General features: G+C 50.4%; 14 protein-coding genes and 1 pseudogene. 7 read left to right on the top strand and 8 right to left on the bottom strand.

What is annotated here, in order from left to right:
- Window positions 1-33 precede the first annotated feature (33 nt).
- Window positions 34-1,089, bottom strand: a complete 1,056-nt coding sequence (locus DWY63_RS14810) for a DUF4097 family beta strand repeat-containing protein (protein WP_082424725.1) — start codon at window positions 1,087-1,089, stop codon at window positions 34-36.
- 17 nt (window positions 1,090-1,106) lie between these two features.
- Window positions 1,107-1,424, bottom strand: coding sequence for a PadR family transcriptional regulator (locus DWY63_RS14805; RefSeq protein WP_022463160.1), 318 nt, complete (start codon window positions 1,422-1,424; stop codon window positions 1,107-1,109).
- Between the two features lie 213 nt (window positions 1,425-1,637).
- On the opposite strand from DWY63_RS14805, the gene pflA reads away from it, so the two are divergent.
- The 3 genes from pflA (at window position 1,638) to DWY63_RS14790 (ending at window position 4,825) form a co-directional block, all read left to right on the top strand.
- Entirely contained in the window at window positions 1,638-2,417 is a 780-nt protein-coding gene (gene pflA, locus DWY63_RS14800; RefSeq protein ID WP_330415499.1) for a pyruvate formate-lyase-activating protein, read from the top strand.
- Between the two features lie 235 nt (window positions 2,418-2,652).
- Window positions 2,653-3,000, top strand: a complete 348-nt coding sequence (locus tag DWY63_RS14795) for a HEAT repeat domain-containing protein (RefSeq protein WP_022463162.1) — start codon at window positions 2,653-2,655, stop codon at window positions 2,998-3,000.
- 247 nt (window positions 3,001-3,247) lie between these two features.
- Entirely contained in the window at window positions 3,248-4,825 is a 1,578-nt protein-coding gene (locus DWY63_RS14790) for a flotillin family protein (protein WP_226906392.1), read from the top strand.
- 93 nt (window positions 4,826-4,918) lie between these two features.
- On the opposite strand, the gene DWY63_RS14785 is transcribed toward DWY63_RS14790, so the two are convergent.
- The 4 genes and pseudogenes from DWY63_RS14785 to DWY63_RS18490 form a co-directional block, all read right to left on the bottom strand.
- Window positions 4,919-5,809 (bottom strand): LysR family transcriptional regulator, encoded by an 891-nt coding sequence (locus tag DWY63_RS14785; RefSeq protein ID WP_022463164.1) that lies wholly within the window; start codon window positions 5,807-5,809, stop codon window positions 4,919-4,921.
- A gap of 147 nt (window positions 5,810-5,956) precedes the next feature.
- Window positions 5,957-6,193: a response regulator gene (locus DWY63_RS18500; RefSeq protein ID WP_242998512.1), complete on the bottom strand. Its 237-nt coding sequence runs from the start codon at window positions 6,191-6,193 to the stop codon at window positions 5,957-5,959.
- A 51-nt stretch (window positions 6,194-6,244) separates the two neighbouring features.
- Window positions 6,245-6,406: pseudogene (locus DWY63_RS19160) on the bottom strand (ATP-binding protein); the annotation flags it as partial.
- The gene (locus DWY63_RS18490; protein WP_226906391.1) at window positions 6,333-6,542 is read right to left on the bottom strand and encodes a hypothetical protein; all 210 of its coding nucleotides are present in this window, start codon (window positions 6,540-6,542) and stop codon (window positions 6,333-6,335) included. The pseudogene DWY63_RS19160 and the gene DWY63_RS18490, both read right to left, overlap by 74 nt.
- A 238-nt stretch (window positions 6,543-6,780) precedes the next feature.
- On the opposite strand from DWY63_RS18490, the gene DWY63_RS14775 reads away from it, so the two are divergent.
- From DWY63_RS14775 to DWY63_RS14765, 3 genes are all read left to right on the top strand, one after another.
- Window positions 6,781-8,652: a beta-N-acetylhexosaminidase gene (locus DWY63_RS14775; RefSeq protein ID WP_117802545.1), complete on the top strand. Its 1,872-nt coding sequence runs from the start codon at window positions 6,781-6,783 to the stop codon at window positions 8,650-8,652.
- A gap of 215 nt (window positions 8,653-8,867) precedes the next feature.
- Window positions 8,868-9,857, top strand: a complete 990-nt coding sequence (locus DWY63_RS14770) for a glycoside hydrolase family 130 protein (RefSeq protein WP_055221374.1) — start codon at window positions 8,868-8,870, stop codon at window positions 9,855-9,857.
- Window positions 9,858-9,972: 115 nt separating this feature from the next.
- Window positions 9,973-13,083 (top strand): alpha-mannosidase, encoded by a 3,111-nt coding sequence (locus DWY63_RS14765; RefSeq protein ID WP_117802517.1) that lies wholly within the window; start codon window positions 9,973-9,975, stop codon window positions 13,081-13,083.
- A 132-nt stretch (window positions 13,084-13,215) separates the two neighbouring features.
- Here the strand turns inward: DWY63_RS14765 and DWY63_RS14760 are convergent, their stop codons facing one another.
- Window positions 13,216-14,238 (bottom strand): LacI family DNA-binding transcriptional regulator, encoded by a 1,023-nt coding sequence (locus DWY63_RS14760; protein ID WP_022463170.1) that lies wholly within the window; start codon window positions 14,236-14,238, stop codon window positions 13,216-13,218.
- 51 nt (window positions 14,239-14,289) lie between these two features.
- Window positions 14,290-15,357, bottom strand: a complete 1,068-nt coding sequence (locus DWY63_RS14755; protein WP_022463171.1) for a carbohydrate-binding family 9-like protein — start codon at window positions 15,355-15,357, stop codon at window positions 14,290-14,292.
- A 217-nt stretch (window positions 15,358-15,574) separates the two neighbouring features.
- On the opposite strand from DWY63_RS14755, the gene DWY63_RS14750 reads away from it, so the two are divergent.
- Entirely contained in the window at window positions 15,575-17,815 is a 2,241-nt protein-coding gene (locus DWY63_RS14750) for a glycoside hydrolase family 3 N-terminal domain-containing protein (RefSeq protein WP_022463172.1), read from the top strand.
- Window positions 17,816-18,268: the final 453 nt, after the last annotated feature.

Raw genomic sequence — 18,268 nt, 5'->3', positions numbered from 1 at the left:
AGAAAAACATTTTATCCAGTCCATTCTTTTTTGTCAGTTTTCTGCCGGCAAGTCAGAGAGCAGGACATTTCCGTTGACGGTACTTGCCTGAATGGTGAAGGCAGAAATACCGGAGCGGGTGAATGTTTTTGTGTAGGATTCCGTTCTTCCATTGGAGACGAGGCGGATTTTTCCGGTTGTCGTGGATGCATGAATGGACGCATCGGCAAGGTCGTGCGGGAGATGGAGTTTCACGGAACCGTTGACGGATTTTGCTGTCAGGGACTCGGAACAGGTTCCCTCGAAGAGGACTTTGCCGTTGACACCGTTTAAAGCTGCGCGGGAGCAGTCGCCGGTGATTTCAAGTCTGCCGTTTGTGGCGGAAACATCGAGGCTGTCTGTGCGCAGACGGGTCAGGACGATCTTTCCGTTCGCAGCCTGTATGCGGCAGCTGGATGCGGAAAGGGAATCGCCGGTGATTTTGCCGTTTGTGGCGGAAATTTCGAGCGTAGTAAGGGAGAGGGTATCAAGCCCGGTCGCGCCGTTCAAAGAGCGGAGCGTCAGCTTCTGTACGGTGGACGGCACCTGGAAGGAGAACACCTCTTTCTGGTGATTATTGCAGAAAAGATGTTTCCAGAATACGGAAGGGATGAGCTTTTTCTCTCGCAGACAGAACGTATTGCCCTCAATGCCTGCTTCGAAGCGGTCCGGATCGAAGTCGCCGGAAAAGTCAAACTCAACCGAAGCGGAAGTGCCCGGAGCAAAGTCGGCAGAAGCGTTCCGCAGGGAGATTTCCATAGCGGTGATGGCGGTGGAAGGGGCGTACGGGTAGTTCGGATGTGTTTCTTCAGAATTGGAGTGGGTTTTCTCCTGTGGCAGCACGTTTGCAACAGGCTGCTCCGTTGTGGCATATTCCTGACGGAAAAATTCGAGGACATCGTCGACATTGCCGAGTTCCGCACAGATTTCCTCATCGGAGAGACCCTGGCTGCGGGCGTCGGCGAAATGGGATTCGAAATCGTTTAAAATTTCCTCTGCGGCGGCAGAATCAAAGGATGCAAGGCCCTGTTTCAATGCATTCATATAAGTTTCATACGTTGTATTCATCATGATTTTCCTTTCTATCGTCAGATCGTTTCATCTGAAATCAGTCGGTTGATCTGCTGGGTGAAATCCAGCCATTCCTGTTTTTTCTCCTGCTGATAAGCTGTTCCTGCTTCAGTCAGATGGTAATATTTCCGGGCAGGGCCGGATGCGGATTCCTGTAGATACGTTTCCACGTAACCGGCTTCCTTGAGTCGTTTTAAAATCATATAGAGCGTTCCTGCGGCGATGGACATTTCGCGGGAAATGGCGTCTGTCAGCTCATAGCCGTATTTGTCCTCTTTTGTCAGCTGGGAGAGGACACAGAGCTCTAGGACGCCCTTTTTGAGTTGTGGATTCATATGAACACCTCCTTGTTGAGTAGATCATAACACACACTATATCATAATGCAATATAGCAAACCAAATTTTTATCCTGCCATGTGTTCGATTTTGTACATGGAAAAGCCTTGAAAAGAACCGCGGATTTCCGTATAATCAAGCAGAACCCTGAAATTTGACCGGAAAATACAGAAAAATAGAAAGATAGTAAGTTGGAAAGAAGAGGAAAAAATATGAGTGAAATGAATCAGAATAACAATGGCCCGGTAAAGGGCGCGATCCATTCGATCGAGAGCTTCGGATCCGTCGACGGACCTGGCGTACGCTACGTGATTTTCGTGAAGGGCTGCAACATGCGCTGCCAGTTCTGCCACAACCCGGATACCTGGACGATGAAAGATGCCGACTGGCAGACCGCAGATGAGGTGCTGAAAAAGGCGCTCCGCTACAAAAATTACTGGGGCGAAAAGGGCGGCATTACTGTAAGCGGCGGAGAACCGCTGCTGCAGATCGACTTCCTGATCGAGCTGTTCCGCAAGGCAAAAAAGAACGGCGTTCACACAACGCTGGATACCAGTGGAAATCCGTTCACAAGAGAGGAGCCGTATTTCAGCAAATTTAATGAGTTGATGAAATACACCGACCTGCTGCTGCTCGATATCAAGTTGATTGACGACAAGGCGCACAGAGAGCTGACCGGCTGCACCAACGAGAACATCCTCGACCTGGCGCGCTACCTTGACGAGATCGGCAAACCAGTCTGGATCCGCCACGTCCTCGTCCCGGAACGCAGCGACTACGACAAATATCTGATTCGCCTCGATGAGTTTTTACACAGCCTGCACAACGTACAGCGCGTAGAGGTTCTCCCATACCACACCCTCGGCGTATTCAAATGGGAAACCTTAGGAATCCCATACAAACTCGAAGGCATCAATCCGCCGACCAAAGAGCGCGTGGAAAACGCCAATAAACTGCTGCATACGGCGGAATATACGGGATATCTGAAATAAAAAGCAGAACAACAAGAAAAAAATGTGAAAAAGTAACAATTTTTATAAAAACTTTATAGTATTTCTGTTCAAAAACCAGAAGAAAAGGAGTATAATTTCTGTTATGGACGAGAGCATGGTTACAATGTGGCGGACATGACAGGGACGACAGCAAAAACACTACGAACCTTTTTGATTCGCCGCGGCAGTTGCTGCATCCACCAAAAATAAGAGCAAAAAGAAAGAAGGATTTACAATGTTTGGTTCAAAAGAGGCATCGGAAGACAAGCTGAAAAAAATGGTGGAAAAAGGAAAATGGGACAAATTAAGAAAACAGTATCTGGATTCGGACAAGACAACGCAGGTAGCGCTTGCAAAAGCCTGTGCAGCTTCGAGAAATGATGGTTCTGTTAATATTCTGACTTCTCTTCTGGAAGTAGACGATGTAGACGTAAAAATCGCGGCCGTTACGAGCCTTGGTGAGGTTGGAGACGATCACGTAACAGCACTGATCCGTCAGCTGGCCGTCAAGACACCGGCAGATCAGACGGAGCTGAAAGCAGCGATCACAAAAGCGCTGGAGAAGATTGTCGAAAGAGCATAAGAGCAGGATCAGTGAAAAAAAGGAAAGGCGAAGAAGTTTCTGTAAAAAGAAGCTCCTTCGTTTTTTTGTTGCAAGGCATATCAGAATCTGCTCCAGCGGATTGTTTTTGCCCGAACAGAAATCTTACAAAATCGTAATAATAATGCAGTTGTATCTATCCCGCAAAAAATGCTATAGTGAAAATAACACAGACACAAAAGCAGAACGCGGAGCGAAAAGCATCCGCAGAAAAAAGGGAGGAAACAAGATGGAATTTGTATTCGAACATGCAACCATGATTGCCGTGATCGCCGTTGTGGTGATCATTCTTGCCATTCTGGCGAGCGGTTATGTGAAGGCGCCGCCGGATACCGCATTTATTATTTCCGGTTTCCAAAAAGGCCAGCGGATCCTGATCGGTAAAGCCGGCATCAAGCTCCCATTCTTTGAGCGGCTGGACAAGCTGAGTCTGAAGCTGGTAGCGATTGATGTGAAGACGAGCGACGCCGTGCCGACCGCTGACTACATCAATATTCAGGTGGATGCAGCCGTCAACATCAAAGTCGGGGACGAACCGCAGAAGCTCCAGAAAGCATCCCAGAACTTCCTGAACCGCGACAGCGAATATATTGCCAAGGTTGCAAGAGAAGTCCTTGAAGGAAACATGCGTGAGATCGTTGGAAAGATGCGTCTGGAAGAGATGGTTTCCGACCGTCAGAAGTTTGCGGAGCTGGTCAAAGAAAATGCAGAACCGGACCTGGCTGCGATGGGACTTGACATCATCAGCTTCAACGTACAGAATTTCGTTGATTCCAATCAGGTCATTGAAAACCTCGGTATCGACAATATCGTAAAAATCAAGAAATCCGCGGCGATCGCCCGTGCCAATTCCGAGAAAGAAATCAAAATTGCCCAGGCGCGTGCAAATAAAGAGGCGAACGATGAGCGCGTTCTTGCCGAGACTGAGATCGCAAAGAAAAACAACGATCTGGCAATCAAGTCGGCAGAGCTGAAAAAAGAGTCCGATATCAAAAAGGCAGAGGCAGATGCAGCGTACAAGATTCAGGAAGAGCAGCAGAGAAAAGAGCTGGAAATCACTTCCGCGAATGCGAACATCGCCCGTCAGGAGCGCGAGGTTGAGCTCCGTGCCAGAGAAGTAGAAGTAACCGAGAAATCCCTCGAGGCAGAAGTCAAGAAGAAAGCCGAGGCCGAGCGTTACGCAAAACAGCAGCAGGCAGAGGCAGATTTGTACCGCCGTCAGAAAGACGCAGAGGCAGACCAGTTCGAAAAAATCCGCGAGGCGGAGGCAAAGAAAGCCCAGGCAGAAGCCCAGCGCTATGCGATGGAGCAGGAAGCACTCGGTATCAAGGCAAAAGGTGAGGCGGAAGCCGCATCCATCCGTGCCCAGGCACTTGCAGAGGCCGAAGGTATGGAGAAGAAAGCTGAGGCTTACCAGCGCTACAACAAAGCCGCAATGGCAGAGATGATGATCAAGGTTCTGCCGGAGATCGCCGGAAAGATCGCAGAGCCGCTCAGCCAGATCGACAAGATTACGATCATCGGCGGCGGAAGCGAAGACAACGGCATCGGCTCCGTAGCGGGCAATGTGCCGGTGGTGATGGCAAAGCTGTTTGAGTCGATGAAAGAGGCGACCGGTGTCGATCTCTCCGAAATCATGAGAGCCGATACATACGATGCAAAAGTAAACCGCAACATTCAGATCTCCAGCCCGGAAGAGCTCAAAGAGTATCTGAAAGCAGAAGCCGGAAAGGCAGCAGCGGATGCAGAAAGCCCGGAAAAAGCGGAAGCATCCGAACCGGTGCAGAAAGACGGCAGCGAGCAGTAAATCCAGAACGGATCATAAAAACAGAAAAAGAGGCAGGGATCCAGAAAAATTTCTTGAGGATCCTGCCTCTTTTGACGTATAGATCGGAAAAAGTTATTCGGCGCCTTTTTCCAGCATGCTCATGAACTCTTTTGCCGCCTGCGGGATCGGCAGATGGGAGCTGTGGGCAACGACAAGCTGGCGCGGCGGAAGCTCCTCCACGAGGTCGAGCTGGAAGGCCGCCGTCTCTTTTACAAGGCAGTAGTCCGGCACAAACGCGATGCCAAGGCCGATACTCGCCAGGTCGATCAGAAGATCGTTGCTGCCAAGCTCAATTTCCGGCACGAGGTCGAGCTGGAACCGCTGAAACTGGCTGTGCAGGAACTCACTCGTCGTACTCTTGCGGTCGAGCATCAGAATCGGGTACTGCAGCAGCTCTTTTAAGTGAACCGGCCTGTTTTCCAGTTCCGGGTAATATTCGCCGTTCGCGATGAAGATATCGTGGAACGAATGAATCGGAATCGTGTGAAGACGGCTGGAAAGATGCGAGTTTGGATAATTGGTCACGATGAAATCCACCTGGCCGGATTCCAGCAGATCGACACACTGGGTCGAAGTCTGGTTTGTCACCTTGATGTGGACATTCGGAAAGGAGCGGTGGAAACGGTTCAGGTACGGAACAAGGAAATAGCGGCAGATTGTGTCGCTCGCGCCGATGCGGAGCTGGCCGCCGCCAAGCGTTCCCGCTTCCATAATCTGTGCTTCACCGCGCGCAATCAGGTTGATCGCAGGCTCTACGTGGCGCAGCAGCGTTTCTCCCTCCGGCGTTAACTGCACGCGCTTTGTACTGCGGATAAAGAGCGTGATTCCAAGCTTTTTCTCCAGAACCTTGATCGACTGGCTGACCGCCGACTGCGAGATAAAAAGCAGCTTGGAGGCCTCGGAAAAACTGAGTGTGGTGGCAACGTAATAGAAAACCTTATATAACTCGTAATTAATATCCAAAATAAGCACCTCTTATAAAATATGATATCTTCACTCTAGCACACTTCCCCGAAAGAATGCAAGAAAAAATCTGCCGGAACCGTGAACTTTTTCTCCTCTTTTTCGAGTAAGAGAAAATTCACGGTTCCGGCAGATAAGAAAGGGGAATCAGCCAAGCACTTTGGCAATGGCGCCGTCCGGCGTGCGGATCTGGCGCGTTGCAGAGTATCCGTCGAGTTTCGGCATCTGAATATCCATCAGCACCAGATCGAACTGATCCGGCGCTGCGGTGCGGAGCGTCTCAACGGCAACATCGCCGTCGTCTGCAAGGCTGACGGAAAATCCGGCGTTCGAAAGGAGCTCCATCGCGATTTCCTGTACCATATGGCTGACGTTGATCGCCATGCCAAGTCCCGTACCCTGAATGCCGCTGACCGTAGAAGTCTCCTCGCGTGTAAACGATTCAAAGAGGTGCTCCTGGAATTCCCGGCTTATGCCGATGCCGTTGTCGCGGACGTGGAATTCGTAGAGCGCATACCCTTTTTTATAGTACGGTTTCTGAATAATACGGACAATGATGGTGCTGCCGTTCTGTGTGAATTTCGTGGCATTGCTCAGCAGATTCAGCAGAATCTGGTTCAGGCGGAAAAAGGTGCTGGCCGGAGGTGGAAATCTTGTTCAGGTATTCCTGCACCTGGTCCGGCTGATTGACGTGGGCGGCAGCCAGAGCGGTAAAGCCGATGATCGCATTCATCCGAAAAAACAGATTTTGTTCCGGAATGAAAATGGGAAACAAAAGTTACTTTACATATAAAAGAGCAGAACAGGAAGAAATTTTGAAAAAAATTGAAGAAAATTACAAATTATTGTGGAATATGTGGAAAAAATATGGTAGGATGGGGGAGAAGAGAAAAGTGGTTTCAAAATGTTACTTAACGTTCAGTGAAAGTTCTATGGTTACAAAGAAAACAAAAAACAAGAGGAGAAGGAAAATGAAATTTTTACCAAAACCAAAAGAGGTAAAACTCCTGACGGGGGAACATGCACTCTGCTATGACGGCAGAATTGTACTGGATGGCAGACTGCTGGGAAATGGGGATACGTATGCGAAAGTGCTGCAGAAGGGAATCAAAAAGGAAACCGGAATGCAGTACGATATCGGATACGGCGTTCCGGGAAGAAAAGAGACCGGCGCGATTGTGCTGGAACTGGATGAGACAAGGAAAAGCCAGCAGTATGTGCTGCAGGTGACAGAGGAGGAAATCCGCATCCAGGGCGGAGACGGAGCCGGCGTGCTCTACGGTGTGCAGACGCTGTGCCAGATGATGCACGAATACGGTGCACTGCTTCCTGCCGTGCGGATCGAGGATGAGCCGGATCTGCCGGTGCGCGGCTATTATCTCGATGAGACGAGAGGCCGTGTGCTGACACTTTCCTATTTAAAACAGGTGGCAGACCGCATGGCGTACTACAAGCTGAACCAGCTGCAGCTCTATGTGGAGCACACGTATCTGTTCTCCGGACTTTCCGAGATGTGGCGCGATGAGACGCCGCTTACGGCAGAGGAAATCCGCGAGCTGGATGCGTACTGCGCAAAGCTTCATATCGAATTGGTGCCGTCGATCGCAACGTTCGGCCATCTGTACATGCTGCTCTCCACAAAGAGCTATGGCGACCTCTGTGAATTCCCAGACAGCTGGAAAGAGCCGTTTTCCTTCTGGGACCGGATGCAGCATCACACGGTGGATGTCTCCGGCGGCAGAGCGATCGAGCTGATCAAGGCCATGATCGAGGAGTACATGGCGCTTTTTGCCACGGATAAATTCAACATCTGCGCGGACGAAACGTTCGACCTTGGAAAAGGAAAATCGAAACCGCTGGCAGACGAGAAAGGCGTTCACCGCCTGTATATCGACTATGTAAAAGAGCTCTGCGAGTTTCTCGTGGCAAAAGGCAAAAAGCCGATGTTCTGGGGCGATATCATCTGCGCACAGCCGGAGCTGATCAAAGAGCTGCCAGAGGAAACCGTCTGCCTGACCTGGGGCTATGCAGCCGAGCAGAGAGAGCATGAGGCAAAAGTGATGGCGGAAGCTGGTGCAAGACAGTATCTCTGTCCTGGGGTCGGCGGCTGGAACCAGTGGATGAACCTGGTGGAGAACAGCTACAAAAATATCGCACGGATGTGCGGCTATGCGAGAAAATACCATGCGGAAGGTGTTCTGAACACAGACTGGGGTGACTGCGGCCACATCAATCAGCCGGACTTTTCCCTTCCTGGCATGATCTATGGAGCCGTCTTCTCCTGGGGAGACGATACCGACAGCTTTGAGGAGCTGAATGAACAGATTTCCCGTCTGGCCTACGGCGACCGGAGCGGAAAATTCGTTTCCTATATGGCAAAAACGGCAGAATGCTCCATCTTTGACTGGTGGGATGCCAACGTCGTTTACGAGGAAAAAGTGCTCGGTCATCCGAACAACCGGAATGCGCTGTTTGACGCGAGAATCCAGGATGAGGCGAAGCGTGCAGCTGCAAAGGAAACAATTGCGGCTCTGAAAAAAGAACTGAAAAAGACAGCCGGTGCTCTGGAAGAATCCTGCCGTCCAATGGTTCCGGTGCTGGAACTCACGATGGAAGCGATTGACATCTGGAATGAGACGGGTGCGAGACTGTGTGATATCGAGCTTGGAAAAGAAAAAGATGAGGCAGCCTGCGCGGCACTTGCGGGACGGCTGGAAACCTGGTTTATGAAGTATAAAGCGTCCTGGAGAAGCATCAGCAAAGAAGGCGATCTGCACCACATTGCGGAAATTGTATTCTGGTATGCCGATATTCTGCGGGGAAGAAAACCGTACGAAAAATAAAAAAATCTGTTTGTAAACAAAATGAACAGAAAAAGAGAATAAATGAACGATAAAAAGTAACAAAGAAAACGAAAATTTACATAAAAGTGAACAAAAACACTTGACTTTTGCGCAGAAATGGACGAAGATAGAAGTATCGGATCGAAAGATCAAAAATGTCCGTATGGCGTGACAAGAGAGAAAGAAAAAAATAATTTTCACAGAGGGAAACAATCATGAGTAAAATCATCGGAAACAATCTGCCGGATATGCCTTGGCAGGAAAAACCAGCAGGAGAGCACATGCCGGTATGGCGCTATGATCAGAACCCGATCATCGGCCGTTACGAGCAGAAACGTTCCAACAGTATCTTCAACAGCGCAGTCGTACCGTTCGAGGACGGATACGTAGGTGTATTCCGCTGCGACAGCCGTTCCATCAGCATGGACATCTTCGTTGGAAGAAGTAAAGACGGTATCCACTGGGAGATCGAGGATGAACCGATCAAATTTGAGGGCGCTGACGAGGAGATTCTGACAAGAGAGTACCGTTATGACCCGCGTGTCTGCAAAATCGACGACAAATACTATGTAACCTGGTGCAACGGCTATCACGGCCCGACCATCGGTGTTGCTTACACCTATGACTTCAAGAAATTCGTTCAGCTTGAGAACGCATTCCTTCCATTCAACCGTAACGGCGTGCTGTTCCCGAGAAAGATCAACGGCTACTACATGATGATGAGCCGTCCAAGCGACAACGGCCATACACCGTTCGGCGATATCTTTGTCAGCCAGAGTAAAGATATGGAATTCTGGGGAAGACACCGTCACATGATGAGCCCGGTCCGCGGCGATGAGTCTGCATGGCAGTGCACCAAGATCGGTGCCGGCCCGGTTCCGATCGAAACAGATGAGGGATGGCTGCTGATCTACCACGGCGTTATCACAACCTGCAACGGATACGTATATCGTATGGGATGCGCACTGCTTGATATCGACGAGCCGTGGAAAGTAAAATACAGAACGAAAGACTATATTATGGCTCCGATCACCCAGTACGAGTGCATGGGTGATGTTCCGAACGTAGTATTCCCGTGCGCAACCTTAAGCGATGCAGCAACCGGAAGAATCACTATCTACTACGGATGCGCAGATACTGTAACCGGTATGGCATTCACAACCGTAGATGAGCTGCTGAACTATGTGAAAGAGAATAGCCTTTGATTTATAAGATAACTTAAAAAGCGACAAGTCCGCCGGGCTTACGGGTGAAAGAAGCCTGCAGGTCCGGCGGACTTTCTTTTTAAAAATGACCCCATGGAAAGCATAAGGAGGCACTATGAAATTTGTAAAAGAGCGTGTGAACGTGATCTGCCAGGAACTGGCAAGACTTTCGATTTCACAGAAAATCAAAATCACCGATATGCAGGTGAAAAACGGATGCTATATCACACCGGCAGAGGCCGATGCATCAAAAGAGCCGTGGACATCGTTTGATACGGTCAATGACCGCTGGTACGGACCGGACAAACATTACTGGTTCCGCACCACCATCACCATTCCGGAGAGTTTCGATGGAAAAAATCTCTGGATGAGAGTCCATGCAGGACTGGACGACTGGGATGACGGAAGAAACCCGCAGTTCCTGCTGTTTGCAAACGGCGAAGTGATCCAGGGTATGGATATCAACCACCGCGAAGTACTTGTAAGAGAAAACGCAAAGGCCGGTGAAAAAATCCAGCTTGACCTGCAGTCCTACACCGGAACGCTGCACAGCGAGTTCCGTCTGCTGGCAGACCTTGAGGAGCATGATGCGAAAATCGAGGAGATCTATTACGACCTTATCGTTCCGATGCAGGGCCTGAACCGTATGGACGAGGATAATAAAACGCGTCTGGATCTCGAAACCGCACTGACCAACACGATCAATCTGCTGGACCTGCGCAAGCCGTACAGTAAAGAGTTCTACGCTTCCATCGAAGAGGCAGAAAAATGCATCCAGGAAGAGATCTATGAAAAAATGGGCGGCTGGGACGAAGTTGTGGCAACGTGCATCGGCCACACCCACATTGATGTGGCATGGCTGTGGACGATTGACCAGGTTCGCCAGAAATCCTGCCGAAGCTTTGCAACGGTATTAAAACTGATGGAGGAGTATCCGAACTATCACTTCATGTCGAGCCAGCCGAAGCTCTACAGCTTTGTCAAAGAAAGACACCCGGAAGTGTACGAGAAAATCCGCCAGAGAGTCAAAGAAGGACGCTGGGAGCCGGAAGGCGGCATGTGGGTTGAGGCAGACTGCAACCTGACTTCAGGAGAGTCCCTCGTGCGCCAGTTCCTGTTCGGAAAACGCTTTTTCAAAGAAGAGTTTGGCGTGGACAACAAGATCCTGTGGCTGCCGGATGTCTTCGGATACAGCGCAGCGATGCCGCAGATTCTGAAAAAATGCGGAATTGACTACTTCATGACGACCAAACTGGCATGGAACGAGTTCAACAAAGTGCCGTACGATACGATGAACTGGGAAGGCATCGACGGAAGTGAAGTATTCACTCATATGATCACAACGCTCGGCGTCGGACAGCCGGAGACGAGCTTCTTTACCACATACAACGGAATGCTGCACCCGGATGCCATCATGGGCGGATGGGACCGCTACCAGAACAAGGACATCAACAACGATATCCTGATCAGCTACGGCTACGGAGACGGCGGCGGCGGCCCGACCAGAAGAATGCTGGAGACATCCAAACGTATGGAAAAAGGCATCAAAGGTGTGCCGAAAGTACGCCAGGCATTTGCGAGAACGTATTTCGACGAGCTGCATGAGAAGGTAAAAGACAGCAAACGCCTCCCAACCTGGATCGGCGAACTGTATTTTGAGTTCCACCGCGGAACATACACCTCGATGGCACGCAACAAACGCGGCAACCGTAAGAGCGAGTACGCGATGATGGAATTAGAGCTTCTGTCCGTTCTGGCCGAAAACGCCGGAAAAGCATACCCGACCGAAGAACTGAACCGCATGTGGGAGATGATCCTGACCAACCAGTTCCACGATATTCTGCCGGGCTCCTCGATCCATGAGGTATATGAGCAGACGAAGAAAGAATATGCAGAGATTGCGGAGACATCAGCAAAACTGATCGGCGAGCGCATGGAAGCACTCTGCGGAACAAAAGACGAGAGCGTGACCGTATGGAACACTCTCGGCCACAGAAGAAACGACGTTGTTGTACTCGGTGAGACCGCGGCAGAAGCCATGACCGACGGAACCACCGTATATCCGGTACAGCAGACGAAAGACGGAGCCATTGTCTATGCAGAAAACCTGCCGTCCAAAGGATATCAGGTTCTGCGCCCGACGAGCGGAGCCGCTGCGGAAACGCCATTTGCTGTAACAGAAGCTGGAGAGGGCTATACCCTTGAGACTCCGTTCTACACGATCCAGATCGATGCAAACGGTGAATTCACTTCCTTGTTTGATAAAGAGAATGACCGCGAAGTGCTTCAGAGCGGAACAACCGGCAACGAGCTGCGTATCTATGAGGACAAACCTCTGCAGTACAGCGCATGGAACCTGGATATCTTCCATACCGAGAAATCCTGGAAGGTGGAGGGTGTACGCCGCATGGAGTGGACAGAAAACGGTCCGGTCCGCGCAACACTGGAAATTGAGCGCGAAGTGATGGACACCGTCATCCGCCAGCAGATCCATTTCTATGCAAAAGACCGCAGAATCGACTTCGAAACCTACGTTGACTGGAAGTTCGCCGAGCATGTACTGAAAGTTCACTTCCCGGTAGACGTTCACAGCGACGAGGCAACTTTCGATATCCAGTTCGGTAATGTGACAAGAAAACTGCACACCAACACAAGCTGGGATCAGGCAAGATTCGAAGTATGCGGCCACAAATGGGCTGATATCTCAGAGGGAAGCTACGGCGTCAGCCTGATGAACGACTGCAAGTACGGCTATTCCATGAAGAACCGTGTGATGACGCAGACTCTGATCAAATCCGGAACTGAGCCGAACCTGACCGCAGACCAGGAAGAGCATTTCTTTACTTACTCTCTGTATCCGCACGCAGGAACATGGCGTGAGGCAGGCACCGAGCAGGAAGCTCTGAACCTGAACGTACCGGCAAAAGCAGTTGCAGGTGCAGCAGAGAAAGACCGCATGGAATTCCTGTCTGTAGACAAACGCGACGTAGTGCTTGAGACTGTGAAGAAGGCAGAGGACGGCGACGGCGTAATCGTTCGTCTGTACGAGGTGGAGAATGCAAGAACGAAAGTGACCCTGCACTGCGCAGAGGCAATTGCATCCGCTGAGGAGACCGACCTTCTCGAGAACCCGATCGAGGGCGCGCTTGGTGTGAAGGAGAACGAGATTGAGCTTACGATCAAGCCGTATGAGATCCGTACGATCCGCATCCGCACCGCGAAGTAAGAAAACAGAAATAAAATATAGAAATCACAATTGGTCCACTGGACCAATTGTTGATATGCCGAGCAACAGAAAAAGACACCGTGTCCCGGAAGGGAAGACGGTGTCTTTTTTGAAAACAGATGAAAAATAAAATCAGTCACCGGTGGAATCGCGGTACAGCACGTTGGTGCCGAGATACGTAATTTCATGCGGCGTGTTCGGATATTTGATCCGGTACAGAATCTGGAGTGCCAGACGTGCGCCGAGTTCTTCGTTGAAGACCTGAACGGTCGTCAGATGTTCTGCCAGAAGATCCTCTGTATTGTTGTCGAAGCCGGATACTGCAACGTCCTCCGGTACGCGTAAGCCCCGTTTTTCGAGAAGCTGCATCAGAATGCAGGCAACGTAGTCGCTGGCGCAGACGAAAGCGTCCGGCATGCGGGACAGGGAAGAAAGGAAGGTATCGATTTCTTCACGGTACGTATCGATGCCGAGCGGTGTCGTCAGGCAGAGAGAAGAATCCACCTTTTTACCGGCATCCGCCAGAGCCTGGCAGAAACCTTCATATCGTTCGCGGTTGGACTGTGCGTAGCTGATATCACCGATGAAGCCCGGAAGGGTGCGTCCCTGCTCGAGCAGATGGCAGGTGATGCGGCGGACACTGGTGCGGCTCTCCATGAGAAGCAGGTCGCCGTTCAGCTCATCCGGGGCAACAAGAGAGGAAGTGTCCAGGAACACTTTCGGAATCTGTGTCTCTGCGAGCAGGCGCAGAAGACGCTCGTTGTACACATTCAGAACGATGATGCCGTGAACATTTCCGTTTGTAAGAGTCGGCGGGAGAAAATACGTTTTATCCGCCGAAGTCGGAAGATACGTGTAAACGAGATTGACATTGTGTGTCGAAAATACTTTTGCAATTTGGTGGATGATGGTCATCCAGAAAAGTGAGGTTTCCGGTCTGCAGACGGCAACTGCAATGTTGACCGGCGTGGTCTCCTCTGCGCTCTGCGGATACTGAAAATCCTCCGGGATGGCATAGCCGAGTTCCTGGGCTTTGGCGATGACCTTGGTGCGCAGGGAATCGGAGACGCCTTCGTGTCCGCTGAACACCTTCCAGACCGTAGTCCGGGAGATGCCCAGGGAGTTCGCGATTTCCTGTAACGTTACTTTTTTCATAGTTTAAACCGATCCTGTTACAAATTTTGAGTGCTAACACATATTATACACTTAACGTGTAACTTTTTCAACCTTTCCATTGGAAGACAGAAGGAGTAAATGTGCTCCGTCGGCACTCGGGCAGGTGATCAGGTAAGAGTGGCTTGTGGTCTCAATGGTGTAGTCAAGAGCTTTGACGGTTTTGTTGAAGTCATTTGGAGCGTAAGCGGCAAGGGTCTCCTGTAAGACGGTAAGACTGTCGCTGTAGGAACCGGTTGTCTCAAACAGAATGTTTTCTGCGTAATACAGCTTGCGGAGTTCCCATTTGCGGTATTCGTCCTCCGGAATCGTGATGTCACACGGTGCGTCGTCGCGGTCGTCAGAGAAGAAAACGAAAGACCAGAGTTCCGGGTAATGAATGTTGATGACACCGGTCGGAGCCCATACCCAGTTGTCCTCCGGGAGAACGTTTCCGGCTTCATTGGTACGTTTTACATAAGTGTTGTCCTTGATGTCCACTTTCCACTGAACACGGGAGAAGTTCATACGGTAGAATTCTCCGTTTTTCGGTGCGCGGCGTTCTTTCTGATACTCATAGAGAGCAGCGAACGGAATGACAACCTCAACGCTCCAGCACTTGTTTTCTGCGGATGGATCGTTGATGGAGCCATCTACATGAACAGCGGTGCGCAGACCGTGCATGTCGTAGCCATTGAGGCCGCTTCCGCCGTCACGGTATGGCTCGGAAAGAAACAGATCCCATACCGTGTTCAGAACGTTCATTTCGAACTCATAGTAATGGTACGTATCAGAATCCGGGTCAACGAAGATTTCAAAATCGTTGTCGAGGAAAATGACGGAGTCGCGCTCGGTCTGGTGTCCCCAGATTTCATCGCCGTCAAGCACGGCTGCTACGTAAAGGTTCTCGTCATCCCAGAGCATTTTTGCACGGGTGACAAAGCGCGGAAGCGGCATGTGGCTTCCTTCGATATCGAGAAATTCGTCGGTATACGGGGCATCTTCCCAGAATGGTTTGTTGATGTTTCCGTCTAACTCGAACGGCTTTTTTGCGCGGTGGCAGGTGTAAACCGGCGGTGCGAACGGGACTGCCGGAACCGGAATTGTGATGTTTGTACTCATAGTAAAAATCTCCCTTTCAAATATTTACTGTTAAGCTTTTTTAGAAAACACGCGGAAAACGTGTCGACAAAAGGTATCATAACACCAGAAGTAATAAAATTCAACATTAAAATGAACAAAAATGAACGAAAGATAACTTACTGTGGACAAAATGAAAAGAATGCGGTACAATAAAGCCACTTGAAATAAGGAGAAGGACAAGGAGGAAACAAAAACAATGGAAGCATATCAGAATGCGGCCCTTTCCCCGGAAGAGCGCGCAAAAGACCTGCTCGGAAAAATGACGCTGCAGGAAAAAGTAGGACAGTTAAATCAGCGTCTGTACGGATTCCGGATTTACGAGAGACAGGGTGAGGAGTTTACACTGACAGAGGAATTTAAAGAGGAAGTAGAGCGCATGGGAGGGCTTGGCGTCCTGTACGGCCTGTACCGTGCCGATCCGTGGGCAGATAAAGATGAGAAGACCGGCATTGTGCTGGAACTTTCCGCAAAAGCCTATAATATAGTACAGAAATATGTGATCGATCATTCCCGCCTCGGCATCCCGATGATGATGAGCACCGAGTGCCCGCACGGCCATCAGGCGCTCGGCGGCGGTCTGCTTCCGGTCAACCTGGCAGCAGGCGCAACATTCGACCCGGAACTTCTTTCCGAAGGCTACAAGGCATGCGGAAAACAGTTAAAGAGCGGTCATGTGGATCTGGCGCTGATGTCGGCGCTCGATATGGCGCGCGACCCGAGATGGGGAAGAAGTGAGGAGTGCTACTCTGAAGACCCGTGCCTTGCCGCATCCATGGCAAAAGCGGCAGTCACCGGTATGCAGTCCACCGGTGTCGGCAGTGTGGCAAAACACTTCTGCGCACAGGGCGAGACAACCGGAGGTGTGAACGCGAGTGCTGCAAGAATCGGCGAGCGGGAGCTGCGGGAAATCCATTTTCCATCGGCAAAAGCGTGCTGTGAAGCAGGCGTGGAAGGCATCATGGCGGCATACAACGAGATCGACGGCGTGTACTGCCACAGAAACGCATGGCTGCTCCGCGATGTTCTGCGCGGTGAAATGGGCTTTGACGGCATTGTGATGGCAGATGGTTTGGCTGTAGATTTCCTTAAGAATACCGAGGGTGATACTCTGCATGCAGGCGTTGCAGCGAGAAAAGCCGGTGTGGATGTGAGCCTCTGGGATGAAGCGTTCAGCCGTCTCGGCGAGGCCGTAGAGCAGGGACTTCTCGATGAGAGCGAGATCGACGAGTCTGTTCTCAAAGTTCTGAAGCTGAAATTTGAAAAGGGTCTGTTTGAACATCCTTATATGGAAGAAAACATGCTCACCCCGGAAGAAGCCGGGATCCCGGAAGTATCTCTTTCCCTGGCACGGGAGTCCGCTGTTCTTCTGAAAAACGAGGAGAGTGTGCTGCCGCTTGCTAAGAAGTACAAAAAAGTAGCTGTGATCGGCTATCACGCAGCAGACCGTTATTGCATGCTCGGCGACTACACCCCGCCGGTTCCGGAAAGCGAGTGCGTCACCGTCCTTCAGGGCATGAAACAGGAAGCACCGGAGGGCGTGGAAGTTTCCTATGCAATGGGAAGTGAATTTTCAGAGGCTGACGAGGACGAGAAAGCAAAAGCACTGGCACTTGCAGCAAAGAGCGATGTGATCGTAGCTGTTGTCGGCGGTTCTTCTTCCCGTTTCGGCGGAGCTGTGTTCGATGCAAACGGTGCAGCATCCAAGGGAACCGGCAGCCGTTCGATGGACTGCGGCGAGGGAATGGACACCGCAAAGGTTCACATCCCGGCAGCACAGGAAGAACTGGTTGCAGAGCTTGCCCGCCTTGGCAAGCCGATGGTAACCGTTGTGATCGCAGGAAGAGCATACTGCATCGAGGATATCGAAAATGCTTCGAATGCCCTTCTGTATGCGTTTTATCCGGGTCCGATGGGCGGCAAGGCCGTTGCAGAGATGCTCTACGGAACCACGAATCCGTCCGGCCGTCTCCCGGTATCCATGCCGCGCCACGCCGGTCAGATTCCGGTGTGCTACAATTACCGTACCTCCGTCGTTCCGGCATACTGCGATATGACGAGCCAGCCGCTGCATACGTTCGGTGAGGGAAAATCCTACACGACGTTTGCGTGCAGCGATGTTTCCGTGAACAAAGAAGAAAACGGTGCTGCCGTTTCGTTTACCGTAGAGAACACCGGTGCCATGGCAGGAACCTCCGTTCCGTGTCTGTATGTGCGGAAACGTTCCGGCGGTGTGGTAGCGAGAATCAAAGAGCTGAAAGCTTTTACCAGAATTTCTCTTGCACCGGGTGAGAAAAAAGAAGTTTCGTTCCAGCTTTCCAAAGAGGAGATGAACTTTGTCCAGATTCCGGGAAAACCGGAAGTGATCTGCCATGACTATGAGCTGATGCTCGAGGATGGAGCAGAGAAATGGTGGAGCGGAAATGTAACTGAAATGTAAGGCTTGACGGAAGATAATATAAAAAGTAATAAAACTGAACAAAGGGAGAAAATATGTTGCGAAACAAAACGACGTATTTTCTCCCTTTTTGTTTCTTTGAAATGGACGAAAATACGAAAAAAGATAACATGGATCACGGCCGCAAGGGACAGAAAAACCGAAAAACGCGTCGAAATATAGGAAAAGTGCCTAAAAAACGCCTGCTTAAATTGCGTAAAAGTAACAAACTGGTATATATGTTCAATTAATGCTTGACAAATAAGGTAACAAAAGGTAAAATAAATTCAACAAAACAGTGTTGGATAAATCTTAAATCACAGATTTGATTGTAGCAGTTGCACAAAAAAGAAGGAACACGCGAGGATGATGCGAAAGCAAAATGTTCAAAATGTTTACGACCGGAAATGCGACAATCAAGGAAAACACGAAACCTTTAAAAGGGAGGAAAGAGAG

Source organism: Blautia sp. AF26-2, assembly GCF_003460955.1.
GTDB lineage: Bacteria > Bacillota > Clostridia > Lachnospirales > Lachnospiraceae > Fusicatenibacter > Fusicatenibacter saccharivorans.
The sequence above is the reverse complement of the archived record's forward strand: the minus strand, read 5'-3'. Positions and strand labels throughout refer to the sequence as shown.